23 protein-coding genes are annotated in these 22,241 nt (G+C 70.6%); 8 read left to right on the top strand and 15 right to left on the bottom strand.

Annotated features, from left to right (window positions below):
- Positions 1-131: 131 nt before the first annotated feature.
- The 5 genes from ACZ4VW_RS04080 to ACZ4VW_RS04060 all read right to left on the bottom strand — a co-directional run bounded on the left by ACZ4VW_RS04080 (position 132) and on the right by ACZ4VW_RS04060 (position 3,246).
- On the bottom strand, positions 132-731 hold the full coding sequence (locus ACZ4VW_RS04080) for a phage tail tube protein (RefSeq protein ID WP_467958097.1): 600 nt from the start codon (positions 729-731) through the stop codon (positions 132-134).
- A 126-nt stretch (positions 732-857) separates the two neighbouring features.
- Complete coding sequence (locus tag ACZ4VW_RS04075) at positions 858-1,265, bottom strand: hypothetical protein (RefSeq protein ID WP_467958095.1); 408 nt, start codon at positions 1,263-1,265, stop codon at positions 858-860.
- A 484-nt stretch (positions 1,266-1,749) separates the two neighbouring features.
- Positions 1,750-1,962, bottom strand: a complete 213-nt coding sequence (locus ACZ4VW_RS04070) for a MerR family transcriptional regulator (protein ID WP_467958093.1) — start codon at positions 1,960-1,962, stop codon at positions 1,750-1,752.
- Entirely contained in the window at positions 1,956-2,675 is a 720-nt protein-coding gene (locus ACZ4VW_RS04065; RefSeq protein ID WP_467958091.1) for a hypothetical protein, read from the bottom strand. The genes ACZ4VW_RS04070 and ACZ4VW_RS04065 overlap by 7 nt, the downstream gene beginning before the upstream one ends.
- Entirely contained in the window at positions 2,668-3,246 is a 579-nt protein-coding gene (locus tag ACZ4VW_RS04060; protein WP_467958089.1) for a WhiB family transcriptional regulator, read from the bottom strand. The genes ACZ4VW_RS04065 and ACZ4VW_RS04060 overlap by 8 nt, the downstream gene beginning before the upstream one ends.
- Positions 3,247-3,377: 131 nt before the next feature.
- Between ACZ4VW_RS04060 and ACZ4VW_RS04055 the strand changes: the two genes are divergently transcribed.
- The 5 genes from ACZ4VW_RS04055 (at position 3,378) to tuf (ending at position 8,826) form a co-directional block, all read left to right on the top strand.
- On the top strand, positions 3,378-3,842 hold the full coding sequence (locus ACZ4VW_RS04055; RefSeq protein WP_467958086.1) for a helix-turn-helix domain-containing protein: 465 nt from the start codon (positions 3,378-3,380) through the stop codon (positions 3,840-3,842).
- Between the two features lie 625 nt (positions 3,843-4,467).
- A complete protein-coding gene (gene rpsL / locus ACZ4VW_RS04050; protein WP_003948652.1) occupies positions 4,468-4,839 on the top strand; it encodes a 30S ribosomal protein S12 in 372 nt (123 codons plus the stop codon).
- A gap of 2 nt (positions 4,840-4,841) precedes the next feature.
- Entirely contained in the window at positions 4,842-5,312 is a 471-nt protein-coding gene (gene rpsG / locus ACZ4VW_RS04045; protein WP_003966970.1) for a 30S ribosomal protein S7, read from the top strand.
- 39 nt (positions 5,313-5,351) lie between these two features.
- Positions 5,352-7,481 carry an elongation factor G gene (gene fusA, locus ACZ4VW_RS04040; protein ID WP_467958084.1) on the top strand — a complete coding sequence of 710 codons (2,130 nt, stop codon included), beginning with the start codon at positions 5,352-5,354 and terminating at the stop codon, positions 7,479-7,481.
- A 151-nt stretch (positions 7,482-7,632) separates the two neighbouring features.
- A complete protein-coding gene (gene tuf / locus ACZ4VW_RS04035) occupies positions 7,633-8,826 on the top strand; it encodes an elongation factor Tu (protein WP_215069822.1) in 1,194 nt (397 codons plus the stop codon).
- Between the two features lie 102 nt (positions 8,827-8,928).
- Here tuf and ACZ4VW_RS04030 read toward each other — a convergent pair whose 3' ends face one another.
- The 5 genes from ACZ4VW_RS04030 to ACZ4VW_RS04010 all read right to left on the bottom strand — a co-directional run bounded on the left by ACZ4VW_RS04030 (position 8,929) and on the right by ACZ4VW_RS04010 (position 13,910).
- On the bottom strand, positions 8,929-10,818 hold the full coding sequence (locus ACZ4VW_RS04030; protein ID WP_467958081.1) for a PIG-L family deacetylase: 1,890 nt from the start codon (positions 10,816-10,818) through the stop codon (positions 8,929-8,931).
- A gap of 395 nt (positions 10,819-11,213) precedes the next feature.
- Positions 11,214-12,041 carry an RNA repair domain-containing protein gene (locus ACZ4VW_RS04025; protein WP_467958079.1) on the bottom strand — a complete coding sequence of 276 codons (828 nt, stop codon included), beginning with the start codon at positions 12,039-12,041 and terminating at the stop codon, positions 11,214-11,216.
- A 49-nt stretch (positions 12,042-12,090) separates the two neighbouring features.
- Positions 12,091-12,303, bottom strand: coding sequence for a hypothetical protein (locus ACZ4VW_RS04020; RefSeq protein ID WP_467958077.1), 213 nt, complete (start codon positions 12,301-12,303; stop codon positions 12,091-12,093).
- Between the two features lie 96 nt (positions 12,304-12,399).
- Entirely contained in the window at positions 12,400-13,242 is an 843-nt protein-coding gene (locus ACZ4VW_RS04015) for a helix-turn-helix domain-containing protein (RefSeq protein WP_467958075.1), read from the bottom strand.
- Positions 13,243-13,448: 206 nt separating this feature from the next.
- Positions 13,449-13,910 (bottom strand): ATP-binding protein, encoded by a 462-nt coding sequence (locus ACZ4VW_RS04010; protein WP_467958072.1) that lies wholly within the window; start codon positions 13,908-13,910, stop codon positions 13,449-13,451.
- 140 nt (positions 13,911-14,050) lie between these two features.
- On the opposite strand from ACZ4VW_RS04010, the gene ACZ4VW_RS04005 reads away from it, so the two are divergent.
- The 3 genes from ACZ4VW_RS04005 to ACZ4VW_RS03995 are packed head-to-tail and all read left to right on the top strand — an operon-like array spanning position 14,051 to position 16,138.
- Positions 14,051-14,917, top strand: coding sequence for a helix-turn-helix domain-containing protein (locus ACZ4VW_RS04005; RefSeq protein WP_467958070.1), 867 nt, complete (start codon positions 14,051-14,053; stop codon positions 14,915-14,917).
- Positions 14,914-15,105, top strand: a complete 192-nt coding sequence (locus ACZ4VW_RS04000; RefSeq protein WP_467958068.1) for a DUF397 domain-containing protein — start codon at positions 14,914-14,916, stop codon at positions 15,103-15,105. Before ACZ4VW_RS04005 ends, ACZ4VW_RS04000 begins: the two co-directional genes overlap by 4 nt.
- Positions 15,106-15,118: 13 nt before the next feature.
- Positions 15,119-16,138, top strand: coding sequence for a WD40 repeat domain-containing protein (locus ACZ4VW_RS03995; protein ID WP_467958066.1), 1,020 nt, complete (start codon positions 15,119-15,121; stop codon positions 16,136-16,138).
- Here ACZ4VW_RS03995 and ACZ4VW_RS03990 read toward each other — a convergent pair.
- From ACZ4VW_RS03990 to ACZ4VW_RS03970, 5 genes are all read right to left on the bottom strand, one after another.
- A complete protein-coding gene (locus ACZ4VW_RS03990) occupies positions 16,135-16,848 on the bottom strand; it encodes a toxin glutamine deamidase domain-containing protein (RefSeq protein WP_467958064.1) in 714 nt (237 codons plus the stop codon). The genes ACZ4VW_RS03995 and ACZ4VW_RS03990 overlap by 4 nt on opposite strands.
- 8 nt (positions 16,849-16,856) lie before the next feature.
- The gene (locus ACZ4VW_RS03985; RefSeq protein WP_467958177.1) at positions 16,857-17,936 is read right to left on the bottom strand and encodes an ADP-ribosylglycohydrolase family protein; all 1,080 of its coding nucleotides are present in this window, start codon (positions 17,934-17,936) and stop codon (positions 16,857-16,859) included.
- Positions 17,937-18,329: 393 nt separating this feature from the next.
- Complete coding sequence (locus tag ACZ4VW_RS03980) at positions 18,330-20,642, bottom strand: putative T7SS-secreted protein (protein WP_467958062.1); 2,313 nt, start codon at positions 20,640-20,642, stop codon at positions 18,330-18,332.
- A complete protein-coding gene (locus ACZ4VW_RS03975; RefSeq protein WP_467958060.1) occupies positions 20,642-21,346 on the bottom strand; it encodes a hypothetical protein in 705 nt (234 codons plus the stop codon). The genes ACZ4VW_RS03980 and ACZ4VW_RS03975 overlap by 1 nt, the downstream gene beginning before the upstream one ends.
- Entirely contained in the window at positions 21,343-21,783 is a 441-nt protein-coding gene (locus ACZ4VW_RS03970; protein ID WP_467958057.1) for an SseB family protein, read from the bottom strand. Before ACZ4VW_RS03970 ends, ACZ4VW_RS03975 begins: the two co-directional genes overlap by 4 nt.
- Between the last annotated feature and the right edge of the window lie 458 nt (positions 21,784-22,241).

Below are 22,241 nucleotides of genomic sequence, written 5' to 3'. Positions count from 1 at the left end.
TTTGTGGTGGGGGGAGATGGGCTTGGATGTCAAGGGGGGGGGGGGGGGTGTGGTGTTTTTGGGGGGGGGGGGGGGGGGGGGGGGGGGGGGGGGGGAGCGGCGTGTCCCCCCCCGCCCCGGGTGGAGAGGGATCAGACGGCGTACTGGCTGTCCTTCATGAGGAAGGTCGCCAGCGGCTTGCTGTCGCCGTTCGACATGGCGGAGAAGGTGACGCCCAGCGTGGACGCCGCCTTGCGGGCCAGCTTGATGTCGTCGGAGGCGGTGACCTGACCGCGCGGGATGATGAAGCGGTACGTGACCGCGGTCGTGCCACCGGCCTTGACGTCGGTGAACTCCAGGCCGAGGGCCCGGGCGTCGGCGTACGGACGCTCGGCGATCTCGTACTTGTAGGTATCCGTCGACGCGGCCGGCTCCGCCTCGACCTTGCCGCCACCCATGAAGAACGGCAGCGTGTCCTCGTTGAACTGGAGCATGGAGAACTTCAGCGAGAGGTCACGGGCCGAGTAGATGTAGTGGATCGGGGAGACCGACTGCCACGAGTCGATGGCCTCCAGCTTGTCCTTCTTCGAGAAGGTGACGCCGTCACCGGTGGTGAAGCCGAGGTCGGTCCAGCCGGTCCAGTCGGCGGAGGACTCGCCGGCGCCGAAGGCCGGGGCGGCGGTGCCGACCTTGGCCACGTAGAGCTTGCCGACGCCTGCGACGCGGATCTCGGCGGAGTTGTTTCCTGCCATGGTGGGGTTCTCCTTGGGATGGGGTGAGGGCGCCGCCCCGGGCATGGGGCCCGGGTACGGCAAAGGCCCCGCCGGATGGCGAGGCCTGGTCTATGGGGTGAGCGTCCGTCAGGGAGCCGGACCGGCTCAGAAGACGCTCAGGGAGAGCTGGATCACGCAGAGGTAGCGGTTGGCGCCGCGGTAGAGGTAGTCGGGCATCCAGCGCGGCCCGTCCATCTCCTCCACGTCGTGCACGTGGTTGACGCCGATCTGCTTGCCGATGGTGGCGAGCAGCGCGCGCCGGGCCGCGTTGGCGAGGACGTGGGCCGCGTTCTTGGTCGGCCCGTACACCTCGAACTCGATCAGCGGCTTGTCGACGTGCAGGTCGCCGATCCAGGCGCCGCCGCGGCGGTTCACCAGGACGGCGCTCTGCGTGCCGTCGAAGCCGGCCGGCGCCTGCACGGCGACCGTGACGCCGGCCAGGGCCGGGTCGGCCTTGAGGACGTCGACGACCAGCTTCTCGACGTCTGGGAAAGCACTCGGGGGAGTGGTCATGACGGTTCTCCTCGAAGAGGGATGACGGGACGGGGCGCCGCCCGGGGCGCTCGACGCGGGCGAGGGGGAAGGGGCGCGGAGCGCTCCCGGACGGCGAACGGCGAAGCCTGTGGCCCGTGTTGCGGGCACAGCTCCGCCGCTGCACCAACTGTGACAGAGAGCGTGCGCGCACGCAACTAATTCGGGAAGCGGGTTCGGGCGGGGGTTCCGAGCGCACGTCGACGGTGGTCGGCGAGGCGCACCGTCGTCGCGCGACTGCTGCCGCTCCCGCACTAGGTGGGGGCGACCGGCCGAGCCGGGCCGTACCGGCCGGGCCCTACCGTCCGCCGTACCCGCGGGCGCTCGGCCGCTCACGTCCGTGCCGCCCCACGGCGCCGGGGGCCGGCGCGGCTGGTGTCCGGCGCCCGTGCCATGACGTGCGGGCCGGTACGACAGAACGCCCCCGTCCGGATGTGGACGGGGGCGTTCTGGTGGTGAACGAGGATCAGGCGGAGAGGCCCGGGCGGCGGCGGGCCGCGCGTTCCGCCGCGAAGACGTCCTCCAGGCGGAAGAGTTGGGCGCGGCCCGCCTTGCCGGCCGCTCGCAGGTGGCCCAGCTGGACCCACTTGCGGATGGTCGCCGGAGCGACGCCGGCCTCCTCGGCCGCGAGCGGGCCCGGGATCAGGGCGGGCAGGGACAGCGACACGGACTTCAGCACGGGGTCTCCTCCATCGCGGCTTCGAGTTCCTGGGTACGGCAGCCCGCCGCGTCGGCCAGTTCCTGCCACTCCGCCTCGGGCCACAGGTGGCGGTACGCCGGGTCGTCCTGGCAGCCGCAGTCCTCCACCGCACACGTACAGGCCGGGTTCACGCAGAGCACGGCCCGCCGGTCCGGGAAGGCCCGCAGCGACACCGAGTCGCACCAGGGGCAGCGCCCCGACACCCGTACGACCTGCTCCGTGTCGCCGAGCGTGCGGGCGCAGCGCCGCGCCATCCGGCGCAGCTCGTCGCGCACGTGGCGGGCCAGGTCCGGGTAGGCGGCGATGTCGTCGAGCAGCGCGGCGATCCGCCGGAGCCGCTCGATCACCTGCGCCCGCGCCGGCCGGGGCAGGCCGAGCCGCGCCCGTACCGCCTCCTCCAGCTCCACCACACCGTCGGTGATGTCGCGGATGGCGTCGGAGATGTGCAGCCGGATCGGGGCGGCGCCGTGGCCCGGGACCACCAGGCCGTGCCGCTGCTGGAGGAGGAGGGCCTCGCGGCGCTCCTCGCGGATGAGCTCGTCCCGCGCCGGAGAGGGCGCCCCGGGCCCGGTGCCGACGGGGGAGCGGCGCCCGGGCGCCAGCTCCTCGGAGAGCTCGGGAAACTGGCGGACCAGCGAGGCGGTCCACAGGGCGATGTCGGTGAGGATGCGGTCGGTGGCGCGGTCAGACACGGACGCTCCCAGCGGCTGAGCGGGCGGCGGACATGTGGGCCGCGGACACGGGGGCTGTGGACATGTGGCCCGCGGACACGGGTGCTGCAGGCAAGGAGGCGGCGGTCACGGGCGCGGAGGCGGACGTGGGGGCGGCGGGCACTGAGGCGGCAGACATGTGGCCCGCGGACACGGCTGCTGCAGGCACGGAGGCGGCGGCCCCAGGCAGTGGTGTCGTACGGGGCGTGGTGCCCGTCCCCGTACGCGATGCCGGTACGGGGCGGCCGTTGCGCCACAGGCGGCCCGCGCAGACGCCGTCGAAGAAGCTCTCCGCCGGTGCGACCGCCTCCTCGCATTCGCGGCGGACGGGACAGGTCGTGCAGGCGCGCAGCGCCGGCGCCGCCTGCTTCGCGCGGCGGGCGAAGACGACGGCCGGGGAGAGGCCCGCGCATGCGGCGGCGGCCTGCCAGGCGGGCGAGTCGAGTGGTGGCAAGGTGTTCTCCAGGTCCGGGGCCAATGGGCGTCCCGCGGGGCCTGTGGGGTCCCTGGGGCTCAGGAGGCCGATGTGTTCGGCGGCGAGCCAGCGTGACATGTTGCGTGCGGGCGCGCAACAACAATGTGGAGATCCCTTTACCGTTTCGACACGAATGCGCACCTGAAAGCGACTAATTCCGTGCGCGCAAGCACGCTAGAGTGAGGCGCCTGGAGAGTGAGGAGCGGTACATGACCACTCGTGGGCTGGATGAATTCGCAGGCTGGGTCGAGGGCCTGATGAGAGCGCGCGGCTATGACATCGACAGCCCGCGCGGCGGCGGCAAGTCGCGGATCGCGGACGAGGCGGGCGTCCACCGGGCCGCCGTGACCCGGCTGCTGCAGCGGCAGAGCATGCCCGACCTGGAGACCATGCGCAGGATCGCCCCGCTCCTCGGGGTGTCCGTCCGCGACATGCTCATCCGGTCCGGCCGGGTGACCCCGGAGGAGCTGCCGCTGGCGGAGGACCTGCTGCCGCCGAGCGGCTGGCAGCCGTCCATGGAGGACTTCGCGCGCTGGCTCGGCGTCCCCGACGAACGCCTCGGGGTCTTCATCAAGGTGGTGAACCAGTTCCTGGAGCCGGAGGCGGACGACGCGGGCGACGCGGAGGCAGAGGCCGGGGAGCGGCCCGCCACCCGGCGCGCCGCGCGGGACTGAGCGGGACTGAGCGGGACCGTAACGGGACCGAACGGGGGCCGGGAGCGGCCGTGGGGGAGAGCCGAGGTGACGTCACCCGGCTCTTCGGTGCGTCCGGCCCCCGGATCCCGGCCCCCTGCGGCCTCGCCCGGCCCCACCCCCGGCCCCCTGGGGCCTCGCCGGGCCCCGCCCCCCCCCGGAGCCGGCGCCCGGTCGACGCCCACCCCCGGGCCCCCCGGGCCCGGATCACCCTCACCCCCGGGCCCCCGGTCGCCCCCCACCCGCACCCGCACCCCCGGCCACCCACCCCCTCCGGACCCCCCAAAACCTCGCCCGGAGCCCCCCGCCCCCGCCCCGAAGACCCCTTGGCCGGCCGTCCCCCGGCCCGTGCAGGCGTCGTAAAGGCGTCGTGCAGGCATTTGTTTTGACCGGAGTCCATGCGATAGGTACGCTCAGACCTTGTGCCTGGGGTGTGCCTGGGCTCGTGTGCGTGTCCTCAACCGCACGGCGAGTTCGTCAACGGCCACCGCAATCTGCGCCTTTTCCGCCCTCGGCGGAGGTCCGCAGTATTCGACACACCCGACCGCGTGGGTCGGTGCTGCGTTCCAGGTTAGTTTTACGACGGCACACAGAAACCGGAGAAGTAGTGCCTACGATCCAGCAGCTGGTCCGGAAGGGCCGGCAGGACAAGGTCGAGAAGAACAAGACGCCCGCACTCGAGGGTTCCCCTCAGCGTCGTGGCGTCTGCACGCGTGTGTTCACGACCACCCCGAAGAAGCCGAACTCGGCCCTCCGTAAGGTCGCGCGTGTGCGTCTGACCTCCGGTATCGAGGTCACGGCCTACATCCCGGGTGAGGGTCACAACCTGCAGGAGCACTCCATCGTGCTCGTGCGTGGTGGCCGTGTGAAGGACCTGCCGGGTGTTCGTTACAAGATCATCCGCGGTTCCCTCGACACGCAGGGCGTCAAGAACCGTAAGCAGGCTCGCAGCCGCTACGGCGCCAAGAAGGAGAAGTAAGAATGCCTCGTAAGGGCCCCGCCCCGAAGCGCCCGGTCATCATCGACCCGGTCTACAGCTCTCCTCTTGTCACCTCGCTGATCAACAAGATCCTGCTGGACGGCAAGCGCTCCACCGCCGAGCGCATCGTCTACGGCGCCATGGAAGGCCTCCGCGAGAAGACCGGCAACGACCCGGTCATCACGCTGAAGCGCGCCCTCGAGAACGTGAAGCCGTCCCTCGAGGTCAAGTCCCGCCGTGTCGGTGGCGCCACCTACCAGGTGCCGATCGAGGTCAAGCCCGGTCGCGCCTCCACCCTCGCGCTCCGCTGGCTCGTGGGTTACTCCCGCGCCCGTCGCGAGAAGACCATGACCGAGCGCCTCATGAACGAGCTCCTCGACGCCTCCAACGGCCTCGGTGCTTCGGTCAAGAAGCGTGAGGACACGCACAAGATGGCCGAGTCCAACAAGGCCTTCGCGCACTACCGCTGGTAGTCGCACCCCACATCGAGACCGAGAGAAGACTGAAGCCTTATGGCTACCACTTCGCTTGACCTGGCCAAGGTGCGCAACATCGGCATCATGGCCCACATCGACGCGGGTAAGACGACCACCACCGAGCGGATCCTGTTCTACACCGGCGTTTCGTACAAGATCGGTGAGGTCCACGACGGCGCCGCCACGATGGACTGGATGGAGCAGGAGCAGGAGCGCGGCATCACGATCACGTCCGCCGCGACGACCTGCCACTGGCCGCTCGAGGACGTCGACCACACCATCAACATCATCGACACCCCGGGTCACGTCGACTTCACCGTCGAGGTGGAGCGTTCGCTCCGCGTCCTCGACGGCGCCGTGACGGTGTTCGACGGTGTGGCCGGTGTGGAGCCCCAGTCCGAGACCGTTTGGCGTCAGGCGGACCGCTACGGCGTCCCGCGTATCTGCTTCGTCAACAAGCTCGACCGGACCGGCGCCGAGTTCCACCGCTGCGTCGACATGATCGTGGACCGCCTCGGCGCCGTCCCGATCGTCATGCAGCTCCCCATCGGTTCCGAGATGGACTTCCAGGGTGTTGTGGACCTCGTCCGCATGAAGGCTCTGGTCTGGTCCGCCGAGGCGACCAAGGGCGAGATGTACGACGTCGTCGACATCCCGGCCACGCACACCGAGGCTGCTGAAGAGTGGCGCGGCAAGCTGGTCGAGACCGTCGCCGAGAACGACGAAGAGATCATGGAGCTCTTCCTCGAGGGCCAGGAGCCCACCGAGGAGCAGCTGTACGCCGCGATCCGTCGTATCACCATCGCCTCCGGCAAGGGTGGCGGCGAGAAGACGATCACCCCCGTCTTCTGTGGCACCGCGTTCAAGAACAAGGGCGTCCAGCCCCTGCTCGACGCCGTCGTGCGCTACCTCCCCTCGCCCCTGGACGTCGAGGCCATCGAGGGCCACGACGTCAAGGACGCCGAGGTCGTCGTCAGGCGCAAGCCGTCCGAGGACGAGCCGCTGTCGGCGCTCGCCTTCAAGATCGCGAGCGACCCGCACCTCGGCAAGCTCACCTTCGTCCGGATCTACTCCGGTCGCCTGGAGGCCGGCACCTCGGTGCTGAACTCCGTCAAGGGCAAGAAGGAGCGCATCGGCAAGATCTACCGCATGCACGCGAACAAGCGTGAGGAGATCGACTCGGTGGGCGCCGGCGACATCGTCGCCGTCATGGGCCTGAAGCAGACCACCACCGGTGAGACGCTGTGCGACGAGAAGAACCCGGTCATCCTGGAGTCCATGGACTTCCCGGCGCCGGTCATTCAGGTCGCCATCGAGCCCAAGTCCAAGGGTGACCAGGAGAAGCTGGGTGTCGCCATCCAGCGTCTCGCGGAGGAGGACCCCTCCTTCCAGGTTCACTCCGACGAGGAGACCGGCCAGACCATCATCGGTGGTATGGGCGAGCTTCACCTCGACATCCTCGTCGACCGTATGCGTCGCGAGTTCAAGGTCGAGGCGAACGTCGGCAAGCCGCAGGTCGCGTACCGCGAGACGATCCGCAAGGCCGTCGAGCGCGTGGACTTCACCCACAAGAAGCAGACCGGTGGTACCGGTCAGTTCGCCAAGGTGCAGATCGCGATCGAGCCCATCGAGGGCGGCGACGCCTCGTACGAGTTCGTGAACAAGGTCACCGGTGGCCGCATCCCGAAGGAGTACATCCCTTCGGTCGACGCGGGTGCGCAGGAGGCCATGCAGTTCGGCATCCTGGCCGGCTACGAGATGACTGGCGTCCGCGTCATCCTTCTCGACGGTGCCTACCACGAGGTCGACTCGTCCGAGCTCGCGTTCAAGATCGCCGGTTCGCAGGCCTTCAAGGAGGCCGCGCGCAAGGCTTCCCCCGTCATCCTTGAGCCCATGATGGCCGTTGAGGTCGTCACGCCCGAGGACTACATGGGTGAGGTCATCGGCGACATCAACTCCCGCCGTGGTCAGATTCAGGCCATGGAGGAGCGCAGCGGCGCTCGCGTCGTGAAGGGCCTCGTGCCCCTTTCGGAGATGTTCGGCTACGTCGGAGACCTCCGCAGCAAGACCTCGGGTCGCGCAAGCTACTCGATGCAGTTCGACTCCTACGCCGAGGTTCCGCGGAACGTCGCCGAGGAGATCATCGCGAAGGCCAAGGGCGAGTAACTCTCCCAAGTTCACGCTTTAGGCTTGACACCAGTCGCCGGGGCTCAGCCCCCGAAACCCGAGGAACGGGCCCCGGCCGACTGGCATCCCAGCAAAGATCACCTGGCGCCGATGAGCAAGGCGTACAGAACCACTCTCCAGGAGGACCCCCGTGGCGAAGGCGAAGTTCGAGCGGACTAAGCCGCACGTCAACATCGGCACCATCGGTCACATCGACCACGGTAAGACGACCCTCACGGCCGCCATTACCAAGGTGCTGCACGACGCGTACCCGGACCTGAACGAGGCCTCGGCCTTCGACCAGATCGACAAGGCTCCTGAGGAGCGCCAGCGCGGTATCACCATCTCCATCGCGCACGTCGAGTACCAGACCGAGTCGCGTCACTACGCCCACGTCGACTGCCCCGGTCACGCGGACTACATCAAGAACATGATCACGGGTGCGGCGCAGATGGACGGCGCCATCCTCGTGGTCGCCGCCACCGACGGCCCGATGCCGCAGACCAAGGAGCACGTGCTCCTGGCCCGCCAGGTCGGCGTTCCGTACATCGTCGTCGCCCTGAACAAGGCCGACATGGTGGACGACGAGGAGATCCTGGAGCTCGTCGAGCTCGAGGTCCGTGAGCTCCTCTCCGAGTACGAGTTCCCGGGCGACGACCTGCCGGTCGTCAAGGTCTCGGCGCTCAAGGCGCTCGAGGGCGACAAGGAGTGGGGCCAGTCGGTCCTGAACCTGATGGCCGCCGTCGACGAGGCGATCCCGCAGCCCGAGCGTGACGTCGACAAGCCGTTCCTGATGCCGATCGAGGACGTCTTCACGATCACCGGTCGTGGCACCGTCGTCACCGGTCGTATCGAGCGTGGTGTCCTCAAGGTCAACGAGACCGTCGACATCGTCGGTATCAAGACCGAGAAGACCACCACCACGGTCACCGGCATCGAGATGTTCCGCAAGCTGCTCGACGAGGGCCAGGCCGGTGAGAACGTCGGTCTGCTCCTCCGTGGCATCAAGCGCGAGGATGTCGAGCGCGGCCAGGTCATCATCAAGCCCGGTTCGGTCACGCCGCACACCGAGTTCGAGGCCCAGGCCTACATCCTGTCGAAGGACGAGGGTGGCCGTCACACCCCCTTCTTCAACAACTACCGCCCGCAGTTCTACTTCCGTACCACGGACGTGACCGGCGTCGTGACCCTCCCCGAGGGCACCGAGATGGTCATGCCGGGCGACAACACCTCCATGACCGTCGAGCTGATCCAGCCCGTCGCCATGGAGGAGGGCCTGAAGTTCGCCATCCGTGAGGGTGGCCGGACCGTGGGCGCCGGCCAGGTCACCAAGATCAACAAGTAATTGTCGATCGTCTGACCTGTGCCGCTCCTGACGGAGCGTCATAAGAGGGCCCCCGGCCCGCCGTTCGCGGCGGACCGGGGGCCCTCGTCGTTTCTCGGTTCCCTACAGCCGGGGCGCGCCGGCCGGGCGCCATACCCACGGGTGAGCGTCCGCGCCCATACCCACGGCGAGCGGCCCGCCGGGCACGAGACGCAGCGCCGCCGCCTGCACGGGAGCGACTCCCTGCGTACGGGTCCAGAGCCGGCCGCCCCGCCGCAGCTGGACCCGGCCGCGCAGGTCCCTGCCGAGCAGCACCGTTCCGTCGGGGTCCGCCGCGGCGGCCACGGGGCCGTACCCGTCGAAGGACGCGTTCCCGCCGGTCGCGCTCGACACGAGCGCCTTGTCGGCGGGCTTCCGGTAGTACACCGTCACGCCGCGGGCGGCCGGGACGGCGGCGACCGGATCACCGGCCGGCGGCAGCGGATCGGCGAGCGTGCCGTCGATCCAGTGCGCGACGGACTCCCGGCCCGCCGCCAGCACATGGACCCGGCCGGCCTCGTCCACCACGGCGTCCAGACCGTCCTGCACCTCGACGCCGCCCTCCAGGACCCGCCACGCGCTCCAGTCGCCGTCGGTCGTCCGTACCCGCGTCGACACCCCCTTGTCCGCGTCGCGTACGAAGAGATGGACCCGCCCGTCGGGAGCGGCCACCGCCACCGGCACGCCGATCCTGCGTCCCCGGTCGTCGCCCCGCTCCGGGTTGCCGAGCCCCCGCCAGGCGAGGAACGGCCCGCCCGGGGAACGCTGCTCCAGCAGGACGACCTCCCTCTTGTTCGGGCCGCCGTGGCCGCCGAGCGCGGCGAACCGCACCCCGAAGAGCAGGACCCGCCCGTCGGGAAGCGTGGCCGAGCCCAGCGCCGGCGCGAGCGGTCCGCCGCCGAGGTCCTGCGGCTCGCCCCACACGCCCGCACCCTTCTCCGTCTCCCGCCAGCGGACGGCACGCAGCCCGAGCACCCCGTAGGCGTCCAGCCGCCCGTCGGGCCAGGCGACCACCGCCGGGCCGGTCCCGGGCCAGCGGTGGTGGGTGGCCCGCACCCAGCCCTTCTTGTTGGTGAGGGGCCGGTCCCCGCCGACGCCGTAGTCACCGCAGCCTGAGGGATTGCCGCACTCCCACGACGGATCACCGCCGTACGGGACGAGGTGCCCGGCCTTCTCCTCGAGGACCTGGGGCGGGAGGTTCTTCGGCCAGTGGCGGTTGTAGTAGCCGCGGAAGGCGGTCGCGACGAAGGCCGGTATCGCCCCGGGGCCCTTCTGCGCCTCGGCGACCCAGCGGATCAGCGCCTCCCAGGAGAAACAGGCGACGGCGGTGTGGTCGCCGTGGTCGGAGTAGCCGGGCTGCTCGCTGTCCCGCTTGCGGGTCGCCTCGTCGCTGAGCTGGATGTCCGGGTCCGGGTCGAGGGTCTGGACGACGGTCGGCCGGTAGCGGTCGAGGAGGCCCACGAGTACGTCGACCAGCTGCTCGTGGTCGTAGGCGTCCGAGCGGTCGACGGGGGAGCCGGCGGAGAGATGCGTCCGCAGTTCGAGGGCGCGGTCGTGCCACAGGGCGGGCAGGGCCATGTAGCGCCGTGAGGTGTGCATGGGCAGATTCAGGAAGATCAGCTCGACCCGGCGGCCGGCGTGCACGAGCGTGTTGATCTCGGCATGGCGCCCGCCTTGGAGGGTGACGACACCCTTCTGCCAGGGGGTGAACATGTCCACCCCGAGGAGCGTCGCGTACGCCTGGCGCAGGCCCTGATGGCGGGCGGAGGAGTAGGCGGCCCGGTCCGGAGGCGTCTCCGGCATCCTGGCGACGCGGTTGCGGCCCGTGTGCTCGCCGGCGGTCACGTAGACCGAGACGAGCGGGACGCCGGCGTCGAGCATCCGCTGGGTGTCCGGGTTCATGAAGTACAGGTCGTCGTCCGGGTGCGCCGCGAACTGCATCAGCTGCGCGCGGCGCGAACTGGCGATCGGCATCCCCGGCGCGGGGTCCGCGGTGGGCCCGGCCCGCCGCGGAGAGGGCACGGAGCACCCGGCGAGTGCGGCTGCTCCGACGGCGGCGGCCGTCGCGAGAACGGTACGGCGAGCGGGCACACCTGTCCCGCGCCCGGATATGTGATCCACTGCTGCGTCCCCCGTGCTGCGTACGGCGTGCGTACGGTCCCTGAAGTCCCCTGAGGCGGCGGACGGGCCTGGTCGGGCCGAGGTCCGCGCCTAGCTAGACGGCTCGGGGCAGCCGGGGGTTGTGCGGGAACGCGCACTCGGCGGTCGAGCACCCGGCCACCTGCGCGGCGGCGCCGACGGTGTGAGACGCTCCGCTGCGCACGGAACGTGGGGCCCGACGTATGTCATGGCCCCGAGACGTCAGGGGCCTACTCGGCGGTGACGTCCTCGGGCCGGCGCACCTCGCCGGTCCCGAGGGCCACCGTCGCCCGTACGCGCATCGGCTCGTCCGCCCGCCGGGACAGCAGCACCAGCTCGGCGACCCGGACATCGGTGCTGCCCAGCAGGGCCTCGGAGGTCGTGGCCAGCAGGTGCGGGTCCCGGCTGCGGCCGAGGGAGAGGTGCGGGGTGAACCCCTTGGCCCCGCCGCCGCAGAGCGGGAAGCGCACCTCCAGGCCCTCCCGCAGCCGGGCCCAGGGCGCCTCGCCGGCCGCGCACGGGTCGAGCCAGACCGTGGCGTCCTCGCGGTGGCCGAACCAGTGGACGCCTGCGAGCCGCGCCCGGAACGGCGGCGTCCGCCGCGCGGCCGCCGCCACCAGTGGGGCGGCCCGCTCGAAGTCGGACTCGGGTACGAAGCCGTAGAGGACGTTGACGTGCGGGGGCCAGCGGTGGATCTGGCGGTCGTGCACCCGGCGGATGTGCTGGATGGCGGGCCACAGCCGCCGCGGCGGGATCCAGGCCACCGCCGTACGGTTCGTCGGGGCCACGGCCAGGATCTCTCCGGGTGGCACGACCTCGCCCTCCACCGCCACGATCTCCCCGACCCGGTCCAGCCCTGTCGCCCGGTCCCAGACCAACTCCCCGTCTGCCTCGAAGAACAGCACCCGGTGCCAGGGGATCTCCCCACCCGGTACGAAGTCGGCCAACGCCACCCGCTTCGGCGGTGCCCCACGCTCGGCGATCCCCATCACGAAGCTCTCCGGATCGAGGCGGGGATCCCACAGCACCCGGTGGTAGATCTCGTCACTGGTGTGCACGTGGGGCGACTGCCCCGGTCGGGGGCGTCTCAGTCGGCAGCCGAGCCGGCTACGCGTAGCGGGGCAGATCGTGGGTCGAGATCGTCCAGTCGGCGATCGTGACGTCCTCGCCGTACACGAAGTCCTTGCGGGTGGCGTAGCGCGGGCCGTCGGGCGTGGCGTGGATGTCGGAGAACACCGCGCCCGTGCCGGTGCGGGGTTCGAAGGAACCGTCTCCTTCCATGTCCGCCATGGAGATCACCATGATGTCGGGATGGCGCATGACGCCTTGGGGCTCGTCCTCGACATCGGGTTTTCCCGTATGGGCCGGCAGTTCTGCCGGCGTCTGTGCACTGGCGCGCCGAGTCATCAGCTGCTGTTAAGCGGCCCTTCTTTCCGGGGGCCGGCAGTCCCGACACCGGCCCGGTTCGGGTGATCTGAAGGCTCGGTCGCAGGCGTCGCAGTTCTGGAGGGGGTCGGGGGCCAGTGGCTTCGCGGGGAGGGGCGGGGGAAGCAGGGCGGCGAGGCGGTGGGCGATGAGTCCGGCCGGGTGCACCAGATCGTCGGGGAGGCTCGCGGCGAGGGTGCGTACGACGGCGTCGGGGGCGGCGCCGCGTTCCAGCCACGTGGCGACACCGGGGGCGAGCCGCTGGATGTCTCGCTCGGCGAGGAGCAGCCGGGGTTCGTGGAGGCGGAGGCGGGCGAGCAGGTCGGCGGCGGGCTGATGGGCCTGGGGGAGCGGCGGTGGGGCAGCCGGCGTCACGGAGCGGGGCGCGGGTTTCGGTCGCGGCGGCCGGGCCGGCGGCGGAGGGGGCGGGGGCGGGACGTCCGGGGGCTCGGGGGGCTCCGGCCGCTCCGGGGGCGTCTCCGGTACGGGATCGGGTTCAGCCCCCGGCCGGTTGTACGAGATCGTGCGCGGGGCGAGGCGCCCGGTGGGCAGCCGTTCGTTGAACCGCCTCAGGTAGCCGTGGGTCTCCAGCTCCCTCATGGCGCCCGCGATCCGCATCTCGCTCTCGGGGAACTTCGCGGCCAGGGCCTTGATCCCGACAGGCGTCCCGGCGGGGAGCGACTGGAGGTGGACGGAGAGCCCGATGGCGAGCAGCGAGAGCTCGCGGTGCTGGGCGAGGTGGTTGCCGACGACCGTGAAGCGGGTCGTGTGCCGGACGTTGACGTGAATGAGCCCGGAGGCCCGCGAGGGCGCGCTAAGGTGCAGTGAAGCCATCGGGAAGCTATCTCTTCCTCGGTGGTCAGGCCCTCGACCGGGATCGCTAGTCCCGGCCGAGGGCCGTCGCATGTCTGGGGTTGTGGCGGTGAGCATATGCCAGGCAACCGGCCCCAAATCCAGCCCAGTTGGCACAGATCACCCGTGTGAGTGACGGGTGAGCGGTGGGGAGGCTGGAGGGGTGGGGAGGGTACTTGCCCTGGTACTTATGTCTTTTCCGTCGTGGGCCGCCGGATCGCGGACTGCCGCGATGCGGTTCCGATCTCGGCCCATACCGTCTTGCGCGGGACGGGCCCCGAGGTGACACCCCACCGGTCCGCGAGCGCCTCGACGATCACGAGGCCACGCCCCGACTCCGCGTCCGTCGCCCGGTCGACGACGGGGAGCCGGTCACCCCGTGTGTCCGTGACCTCGATACGCAGCGCGGTGTCCGTCGCGAGGAGCGCCAGACGGAAGTCCCTGCCCGGCACGCGCCCATGGGTCACGGCGTTCGCCGCCAGCTCGGCGACGACCTGGGCCGCCGCCTCCGACACGGTGGCGGTCAGCTCCCAGGAACGCGCCTGCTCGACGGTCAGAAGCCGGGCGAGGCGGGCGCCCCGCCGCGTAGCGGAGAGCTGGATTCCGAACTGGCGTACAGACGCCAAGAGTTGGGTTTGTTCTTGCTTCATGTCACTCAGAGTGGCGAGCTCTGCGTACGCTGCCCAGCGAACATGCCCTTACGTACGGTGACTGTCCCGAGACTGTCCGGTCTTGTCCCGGCTGTCCCGGCAGAGCCTCCGGGTAGGGGCGGCTGAGGAGGTGGGCGCGCATGGGCGTGGACGGTGTGGACGGCGCGGGGACGGAAGAGCCGGGCTGGGAGGTCGACCCCGAGGACGAGTCGGGAGCAGCGGTCGTCGCGACGGTGGGCCGCCAGATCAAGCTGTGGCGAGAGGCGAAGGGCCTGCGGGCGGCGGAGTTCGGGGAGCGGGTCGGGTACGGCGAGGACATGATCCGCAAGATCGAGCGGGGGGCGCGGATTCCGCGACCGGAGTTCCTGGACAAGGTGGACGGTGCGCTCGGCGCGGGCGGACTCATCGCCGCGATGAAGAAGGATGTCCTGGAGGTCCGGTACCCCAAGGAGGTGCGGGATCTGGCGAAGCTGGAGGCACGAGCCGTCGAGTTCTCCATGTACTTCAACTACAGCATCCACGGCCTGTTGCAGACGGAGGAGTTCACCTGGGCGCTGCTCCGGACGCGGCGTCCGGCGTACGGGCCGGCAGAGCTGGAGCGGCTGGTGGCAGCGCGAGTGGCGCGCCGATCGGTCCTGGAGAAGGACCCGGGTCCCGAGTTCAGCTTCGTCCAGGAAGAGGTGACGCTGCGGCGCCCCACCGGAGGGAGAATGGTGCTGCGTCGGCAGCTCGAACGTCTGCTGGAGGTGAGTGAGTTGCCCAACGTCGAGCTTCAGGTGATGCCGACCGAGCGTGCCGACCACCCCGGGACGGGTGGACTGATTGAGCTGCTGAAATTCGGGGACGGAACGGCGGTGGGGCGCTCCGACGGTGTCTTCAACGGTCGTCCGGTCTCGGACCTCAAAAGGCTCCGGATCTTGGAGCTGCGCCATGGCATCATCCGGGCACAGGCTCTCACCCCCGGGGAGTCACGGGCCTTCATCGCACGACTGCTGGGAGAGACATGATCCGCAAGCCCGAGCTGGAGTGGTTCAAGAGCAGCTACAGCAGCAACAGTGAAGGCACTGATTGCGTCGAGGTCGCCACCACCCCCGGCACGATCCACGTCCGCGACTCCAAGGTCACCGAAGGCCCCCGCCTCGCCTTCGCCCCCGGCGTCTGGGCGGGCTTCGTCTCGTACGCCTCCGAGGGCTGAGCCTCCGTCGCTCGTGCAGAGATCAATAGCGCCTGCGGCGGGCCCCGGGGCGGGGTGGCAGGTGGTCTGGGCCACCGGCAGCCTCCCCGGGTTCATCGGGGCGGCGCCCGGCCATGCCGACTGGATGCTGTCGGCCGCGACAGCGGTGGTCGGCGGACGCGCGGTCGCCGTCACCGGAGCCGACGATGAAGCCGTACTGGTGTCGGACCTGGCGACCGGTGAGCGCATCGGTGCGCCCTTGCCCGCCCGTGGCTCGGTGTGGGCTGCTGTGACGGAGACGGTGGACGACCGCCCCGTTGCCGTCATCGCCGACCCGTCCGTGCTGGTGCAGTCGTGGGACCTGGCCGACGGCCGTCCCCTGGCGGGTCTTCCCGGTGGGGCATGGGCGTTGGCGGCGGGACTGGTGAACGGTCGGACCCTTGTCCTCGTCGGCAGGCAGGCCGTTCCGCGACTGCTGCTGTGGGACCCGGCCACGGGCGAGGTGGTCGGCGAGCTCCAGAGCGACCCGTTTGTGGGCCGCCAGGGCGCCGTGGTGGCGGTGGCGACGGCCCTCATCCACGGCAGCCCCGAGGCCGTCACTCTGCACGACGACAGCACCGTCAGCGCATGGGGCCTCGCCGAGCGCAGGCATCGCGGTCAGGTCGCACCCCCGACAGGGGGCAACGAGCAGCGGGTGTCGCTGACCACCGTCGTGGTGGAAGGTCGCTTGCTCGCCGTCACCGGCAGCTGGGACGGGCAGGTTCAGGTGTGGGACGTGGCCGCGCGCACGGAAGTGACGGGGCGCCCGCCACTCACCAGCCACACAGGCCCGGTGTGGGCCCTCGCCGCGGCCGTGGTCGACGGCCGTCCCCTCGTGGTCACCGTCGGGGACGACCGGACGGTACGGGTGTGGGACATGGCCGCCCATCGTCAGCTGGGCTCGGATCTCGTCTTCCCCGCGGAGGTGACGGCCGCGGCCATGTCGTCCGACGGGCGGCTGGTGGTGGGACTCGGTGGCGACATAGCGGTCCTGTCCCCGCCCGCGTGGGCCTAAGCCGTCGTCGGAAGGGCCCGCAGCAGGACCAGCTCGCGGAGGTGCGAGGTGTCCAGGACGGCCAGGGAACCCGTGAGGCCGTCCAGGAGGACGACCTGGCCCTTGTTGTTGTGGGCGTAGAGCAGGTTCCCGCTCACCTCCTGGCCGCCGGCCTCACGGCGTACCCACACAAGCCCGCGGGTGTCCGGGCCCGGAGCCTGGATGGCCCTGATCACGTCGTTCCAGTCGTCCGCCGCCACGTGCGTGAAGCCGGGGAAGTACCGACGGTTCAGCCGGCCCCACCAGCCGGGGGCCTCGTGGGCGGGGCGCCAGGGCAGGGCGACCGACCGGTGCCCGTCGAGCGCGGAGTGCACGGCGGCGACGCAGCCGCGGGCGTTGATGCGGCGCGCCTGGTTCCGGGTGCGGGCGGCGGTCTCACGTGACGGAGCCGGCTCCAGGTCCGCCAGCGGGGCGCTGGGGGCGGGGTGGAATGGGGGGCTGCCGTCCTTGGGCACGACGAGCGAAGCCGCGAGCATCGGCGAGCGCGGGTAGCCGGGCTGGGGGAGGGCCCGGCAGGCCAGCAGCCAGGCCGTGTCGGTCTCGTGCACGGCGTGCGTCACGGCGAGCTCGACGAGCCCGCCGTAGGTCGCGCCGAGCCAGGCGGTCGCCTGCCGGGTGGGGTGCGGCGCCCCGGCCGGGGCCGGGCGCGCCTCTGTCTCCCTGCGTTTCACCTCGGTACTCAGTCCCAGGACCGGCTCAGGGTACGGATGCGGTCGTGGTACTCCAGTACCTCGGTCCACTCGGGCAGCCAGTACTGGGGACCATGCTTCGCCCCGGCGAAGGCGCCGGCGAGGGCCGCGATGGAGTCGGAGTCTCCGGAGGAGTGCGCTCCTCGCTGGATCGCCGGACGGGCGTAGCCATCGACGACGAGGAAGCAGTACAGAGCCGCTGCGAGCGCTTCCTCGGCGATCCAGCCGGCTCCGACGACCTCGCAGGGGTCCTGCTCGATGTCCGGCTCGCGCAGGGCGTCGGTCACCCTGTCGAGGGCACGCAGGCATTCGTCCCAACCGAACGCGATGTACGACACCGGGTCCGGTGCTCCTGCCTTCTGCGCCAGGTCTCCGAGCCAGTCGGCGTGGTACTTCCGCCGGGATTGGAGGGCGTAGAGACGCAGTTGCGGGAGAAGTTCGTCGAGTCCGCAACCCTGGGCGATGAGCCACACCGCCTGGGCCGTCAGGTCGCTGGCGGCGAGTGCGGTCGGGTGTCCGTGGGTCAGTGCCGCCTGCATCTGGGAGATGCCAGACCGCTGCTCGGCCGAGAGGCCAGGTACGAGGGCGACCGGAGCAACGCGCATGTTGGCACCGCAACCCTTGGACCTGATGACCGTTGCGTCCTGCCAACGGACTCCGCGTTCGAGTCCGGCGCAGGCGTCCAGGCAGGTCTGGCCGGGGGCCCGGTTGTTGTCCGGGGAGCGCAACCAGGTCACAAAGTGCCTTCGCAGGGCCCCTTCGACCTGCGCGGGCGTGATGGCTTGCGCTGCGCCCCAGGCCCCTCCTGCCTCACGTGGGCTTGTGGTGATTTCCGCCAGGGCTTCCCCGACGGCCAGAGTCATCTGGGTGTCGTCCGTCACCCGCACGACATCGCCTGCGGAGAGCGGCATCTCCATCGTGTGCCAGGGGCCGAACGTGGCCGTGATCTGTTCCATGGTGAGGAACTCGGTGGGGTAGCCCATGGCATCACCGAGCGCGAGGCCGAGCAGCACCCCGGTGGCCGCGTGCCACGGAAGCTCCTTGGGAGGGTGCCCGGCGAGGTCGCGGATCGCGTCCGAGTTGGGGGCCTCGGCGAGAGAGCCCGGCACCACGTGGCTACGGGAGGCGGGCGAGTCCTGGATCATCTCCGTCAGTGCTGCCAAAGGCGTGAGCCCTCGCGCCTTGGCGTCCCGGAGCCGGTCGGTCCACACCCCGCCTCCACCGGAGACGGCCCTTCGGGGGACCCAGCCTGCGGCGCCATCGCGGTCGCTGATCCACAGATAGCCGATCACCGTGCCACTGGCATCGGCCATGGAGACGTACTGCACGGGTTCGCGGGTCCGGTCTGCGTATTCCGGAGGCCCTGCCACGGTGAGGGATCCGTAATCTTCGGAGTGTGCACTGGTCCTCCGCTTCACGAAGCGAGGGGATTCCTTCTCGGCGTTCATTGGTGGTGTCTTTCCTTAATTCTGAGGCAGGACTTCCCCGTAAATGTGCCATTGCCCACGGTCATCCTCGAAGGCCCGCGTCACCTTGTAGTTCATGCCCCGTCCGAGGAGAACTTCCCGTTCGCTCGTTCCGTAGTGACTGACTTTCTCCAGCCACAGTGCATCGGTTCCCTCAGGGACCCGGAGATGCAGGATGCCGGGCTTGTCGCTGAAGGCCGCGCTGCCGAGTGAGGTGGACATGTAGCCCGGCTCGTTCAGCGTCCTACCGATCAGTTGCTCCGGTGAGTCGACACCGAGGTGGCTCACCCCCTGGCCTCGTGCCACCGTGACATCCTCCGGCATCGGCCGTCCGGCGAGAGCCTTGTCGACCTCCTCGATGTTACGGAGAACGTCCGGGGTGCCCAACGAGGTATCTCCCCGGAGGTACCCGTTCATCTCCTTGTAAGTGGCGTAACGGGGATCCGCATACCCCTTCTCGGAGGAATAGTCGAGGAGCGCATTCTTTGTAGGTTCCGGAAGATTTTCGGCGTAGTCGTTCCAGTAATCTCTGCCGTAGGAGATGGCCGCGCTGTCGTTGGGGAACCTGACCGCGCCGGCCCCGAGCTCGTCAGCTGCAAGCTGGTGTTTCTGCTCGACGCTGAGTCCGTCGAATTCGTCCGCCGAAACGTGGGGCTCGTACTGGAAACCGTTGTCCGCGTGTCCGCCCGGCCCGTCGTTGACCCCCTGAATCCCCGGATACTGATCGTCCAGGAAATCCTGAGCCGTCTTGCCGTCCACCGAATCCGAGTGGACGGCCCCCTCGCCCACGTTGTCCGTGGACTGGGCCAGACCGTCCCAGTCCTTCGGCGGGGCCGCGTTGTCGGCGATGCCCGCCGGGTTCGAGGGGGACGCGTTGTCCCCGTACCCCGCCGGATTCCACGGCGAGGCCGCGTTGTCGCCGTACCCCGCCGGATTCCACGGCGAGGCCGCGTTGTCGGCGACGCCCGTCGGGGGGTGGGAGGGGGTGGGAGCGTTGTCGATCGTCCAGCCCGGGGGGAGCTGGGAGACCGCGTTGTCGGCGGCCCCGGCCGGCGGCCACTGAGGAGTCGTCCCGTTCGGCAGCCCCGTCGGCGGCGGCGTGGCGTTGTCGCCGTACTTCAGGCCGTTCCGCGTCACCGGGTTCGTCGCCGCCGCCTCCAGGCCCTCCCTGGCCGCGACCCGCAGGCCGCCGGCGGCGAAACCCGTACCCTTCGTGCCGATGAGCTCCGGGAAGAGGCGGCCGACGAACTCGGACGGGTCCTTCTTGAAGCTCTCGACCGCGGCCGATACGGCACGCTCGGGCTGGGCGACCGTGGAGACCAGGCCGGAGAGCGTCATCGAGACGTTCTGCATGTAGGCGGCCGGGTGCGTCAGGTTGTACGGGTCGGTCGGGTTCAGGCCACGGGCGAAGTTGACCAGGCCCGCCGTTCCCTTGAGGACGCCGCCCACCACATGGGTCAGCTCCGTGTTGTACGCCATGTATCCGTCGACGAGGTTGTCGCCGAGGCGGTCGAGCGGCGGAGGCTCGGCCGGGGCGTGGGCCAGCGCCTTCTCCACCCGGGACTGGGCGTCGGTGGCGGCGGTGTTCCGCTGCCGGCGGGCGTCGCCGAGCAGCGCCTTGGCCTCCTCGACGAGCGCCTTCGCCGCCTCCTGCGCCCTGACGGCCTCGGGGCTCTTGGCGGCGTCCGGGTCCTTGGAGGCGGCGACAGCCGCCTTGACCTCCTCCGAGGCGCGCTTGCCCCGGCGGTACATGTCGATGGCTTCGGACGCCGCGCTCTGCGCCCACTTCACGGTGTGCGCGTACGCCTCCAGCCCGGCGGCGGCCTCCTCGCACGCGTCCGCCGCGTGCAGCCACTTCGTGGGATGCACGCCGAACTTCTCGCGGAAGGCGTTGCCCGCCTCGCCCTTCCATCGCGTGGAGTCGACCTTCCTCATGCCCTGGCCGACCTGCTCGAAAGCCGCCCGGAAGTCCTTCAGGTGCGCCGCGCTCTCGAGGATCTTCGTGGGGTTGCCGTGGACGAGCTCGTTCGCCTCCTCGGTCTGGCCGAGCTGCTTCTCGCCAGGGGTCGCGCCCAGATCCGACGCGACGCCGTCGCCCCAGTCCGTGACCGCGTCGGCGGCCCCGTGCAGACCGTACGAATCGAGGCGATCGCCGGCCTTGTCGGTCGCCCAGTCGACGGTCTCGCCCAGCGCCTTCTTGCCGGAGTCGATTCCGTCCTCGATGGCGCCGAGGCCGTCGTTGATGCCGTCCTCGATGCCCTTGCCCAGGTCGCTGAGGCCGTTGCCGATGTCGTCGAGCAGGCCGCCCATCAGCCCTGGTCACCCCTCTGCTGCTGGGGCGGCACGCCCTGCTGTTGCTGCTGTTGTTGCTGGGCGGCGGCAGCCCGCTCCTCCGCGGAGGGCCCGAACATGTCGTCGAGCGCCGCCTCGTACTGCGCGTCGGTGACGCCGGCCATCGAGGCCGCGTTCTGCGGGTTCAGGCCGGGCAGACCGATCGTCCGGGAGGTGGCCAGATCGCGCCCGGCGTCCTTCCAGCCCTGCGCCGAGTTGGCGCGTGCCTCGTCGAAGGACTCCTTGCTGTAGTCCACGCCGCCGAGGTACCCGGAGGTGGCGATGTCGCCCCAGCCCTGCTTCGTGACCTCGTCCTCGGACGCGTACGGATTGCCGATGGCCGCATTGGTCACGATCTTGAACGTGCCCTCGAGGTACTGCTCGGTCTCGTGGTACTTGCCGGCCGACAGGCCCGTCGCCACGGCGAACATGTTGCCCTCGTTGATCAGCGAGCGCACACCCCACTCCCAGCGCTCGCAGAACGACGAGAACGTCCCCGTCAGCCCTTCGTGGCCCAGCTCCAGGCCGGAGAGCGCGATCTCGCCGAAGCCACGCCCTTCCGCCGCCATGCTGTCCATGCCGAGCTCCTTCAGCTCGCCAAGGGCCAGCGTCAGGCCGTTCGCGACCTCGTTCAGCCCGGCCGTGGCCAGGTCCTTTCCGGACTCTCCCCCACCGCCACTCATCGTGCCGTCCCCCACTCGTCCGCTCCCGTGACGTTTCTGTCCACTGCCGCCGCGTCCGGTACGACTCCGACCACCGGCGGAAACAGCACCGCGTGCTCCGGGCCGTCCGCCGCGTCCAGGGCCACCCCGCAGGGCACACCCGCGCCCGGCACGGCCACGTCGAGCAGCCGCGCCCCGAGCACCGTCTCGTACTCCCACTCCACGCCGCCCTCGCCCCGCGCGAGGGCGTACCGGGCCAGCGCCGACTCGTCGGAGAACGCGAGGATCCACCGCACCCCGCCCAGGTCGACGGTCAGCCAGCCCCCGTCCCGGCGAGGCACGACCACCGCCGTCGTACGGAAGAGCTCCAGGACCGCCGCGAACTCGCGCCGCCGGGCCTCCGCCTCCGGGTCCAGCGGCACACCCGCCTCGACCGGCACACCCGCCGCGCCCCGCATACCCGCCTCGCCGGGCGCACCCGGGCCAGGCGCACCGGGGGACCAGGGCGACGGGGCGGCGCCGCGCGCTTCGGGGGAAGGTGAAGGTGGCGGAGACCACCCCGCGGGCGAGGAGCCGGACGACGGAGTGGCCGTGGGATCAGGCGTGGGATCAGGCGCGGCCGCGTCGGCCGCGGCCGCGGGCTCTCCACGCGGTTCGACGGGCATGTCTGCAAAGTCAGCGAGCCGTGTGCGCCGTACCGGCGTGTCCGAGCCGCCCCCGAGTTCGATCACCGCGCAACCTTGGCACAGCCGCGGAGGCCGAAACCAGTCGCGCGGCAGCAATCCATACATGCCCGGCATGTCGTGCGGGCGTCTGCGGAGAAGGTGTGGCGGCCCTGTGGGCGCGGGTGAAGGCAGCTGGGGAGATCCGTGCCCGCGCCGTCCGGCGGCGGGTGGGGAGCGTGTCGCACCCCAGG

It is taken from the genome of Streptomyces sp. NPDC029139 (assembly GCF_055564335.1).
This window is presented reverse-complemented; position numbering and strand designations above follow the sequence as displayed.

Bases quoted from the DNA above. Each gene is read 5' to 3' on its own strand.
- ACZ4VW_RS04080 (WP_467958097.1), bottom strand. From the start codon at position 731: ATGGCAGGAAACAACTCCGCCGAGATCCGCGTCGCAGGCGTCGGCAAG.
- ACZ4VW_RS04075 (WP_467958095.1), bottom strand. From the start codon at position 1,265: ATGACCACTCCCCCGAGTGCTTTCCCAGACGTCGAGAAGCTGGTCGTC.
- ACZ4VW_RS04060 (WP_467958089.1), bottom strand. From the start codon at position 3,246: ATGTCACGCTGGCTCGCCGCCGAACACATCGGCCTCCTGAGCCCCAGG.
- ACZ4VW_RS04055 (WP_467958086.1), top strand. From the start codon at position 3,378: ATGACCACTCGTGGGCTGGATGAATTCGCAGGCTGGGTCGAGGGCCTG.
- rpsG (WP_003966970.1), top strand. From the start codon at position 4,842: ATGCCTCGTAAGGGCCCCGCCCCGAAGCGCCCGGTCATCATCGACCCG.
- fusA (WP_467958084.1), top strand. From the start codon at position 5,352: ATGGCTACCACTTCGCTTGACCTGGCCAAGGTGCGCAACATCGGCATC.
- ACZ4VW_RS04030 (WP_467958081.1), bottom strand. From the start codon at position 10,818: ATGCCGATCGCCAGTTCGCGCCGCGCGCAGCTGATGCAGTTCGCGGCG.
- ACZ4VW_RS04020 (WP_467958077.1), bottom strand. From the start codon at position 12,303: ATGCGCCATCCCGACATCATGGTGATCTCCATGGCGGACATGGAAGGA.
- ACZ4VW_RS04015 (WP_467958075.1), bottom strand. From the start codon at position 13,242: ATGGCTTCACTGCACCTTAGCGCGCCCTCGCGGGCCTCCGGGCTCATT.
- ACZ4VW_RS04010 (WP_467958072.1), bottom strand. From the start codon at position 13,910: ATGAAGCAAGAACAAACCCAACTCTTGGCGTCTGTACGCCAGTTCGGA.
- ACZ4VW_RS04005 (WP_467958070.1), top strand. From the start codon at position 14,051: ATGGGCGTGGACGGTGTGGACGGCGCGGGGACGGAAGAGCCGGGCTGG.
- ACZ4VW_RS04000 (WP_467958068.1), top strand. From the start codon at position 14,914: ATGATCCGCAAGCCCGAGCTGGAGTGGTTCAAGAGCAGCTACAGCAGC.
- ACZ4VW_RS03980 (WP_467958062.1), bottom strand. From the start codon at position 20,642: ATGGGCGGCCTGCTCGACGACATCGGCAACGGCCTCAGCGACCTGGGC.
- ACZ4VW_RS03975 (WP_467958060.1), bottom strand. From the start codon at position 21,346: ATGAGTGGCGGTGGGGGAGAGTCCGGAAAGGACCTGGCCACGGCCGGG.
- ACZ4VW_RS03970 (WP_467958057.1), bottom strand. From the start codon at position 21,783: ATGCGGGGCGCGGCGGGTGTGCCGGTCGAGGCGGGTGTGCCGCTGGAC.